The organism is Gilvimarinus sp. 1_MG-2023 (genome assembly GCF_030548285.1).
Window position 1 is genome coordinate 1 of sequence record NZ_JAUOSC010000045.1, and the last position, 630, is coordinate 630.

2 protein-coding genes are annotated in these 630 nt (G+C 48.9%); one reads left to right on the forward strand and one right to left on the reverse strand.

Translation table 11 applies throughout. From position 1 onward, the window contains the following. Positions 1-314: hypothetical protein (locus tag Q4563_RS15545; protein ID WP_303605100.1), on the reverse strand; the 314-nt coding region annotated here is incomplete at its 3' end. Between Q4563_RS15545 and Q4563_RS15550 the strand changes: the two genes are divergently transcribed. Beyond that, positions 292-630, forward strand: a 339-nt coding sequence (locus Q4563_RS15550) for a porin (protein WP_303605101.1), incomplete at its 3' end; no start/stop codon positions are given. The genes Q4563_RS15545 and Q4563_RS15550 overlap by 23 nt on opposite strands.

The window sequence follows — 630 nt, forward strand, 5'->3', positions numbered from 1 at the left end:
GGTTTTAGGTGTCGCGACTTTAGAATCGGGATTTCTGTGCACCAATGAAGTGCAACCAAAGAGGGCGTGATTGTCGTTAAAGGGATGATAGCGGTAACGATACAGACAACGGATAGTGGCCAACGTTGTTCAGGGCGAGAGTCCTGCACCGCTTCAGAGTGTTCCTGTTTAAGATGGTTCGGGCCTGACCGGCCTGAACCATCTTTTTTCTGTACGGTAGCCAACAGCGCCGCAGAAAACGCAGGACCCTGACCCTGTACGACAAAAACAACACTATCAGGGCCATACAAAATGAAAAATAATAAAATCTTCAAGTTGCTTCCAATGGCAGCGGCGGTAGCTATCAGCGCACAGGCGTCTGCCGCTATCACGCTGTACGACCAGGAGGCGACCACCTTTTCTGTGGATGGTTTGTTCAATACCTTTTATGTCAACAGTGATAGCAGTGCTGACGGTACCAATGATGTATCCCAGTCCCGTGTCAAAATGGGCTTTTTACCCAATGTGATCGGTTTTAATTTCAGTAAAGAAGTGGATGGCCTGACCATGGGCGGCCGTTCTTCTTTCTGGGTCACCATCAACGATGGTAACTCCAATCTGACCGATTCCATGATTGATGTGCGGCAGTTC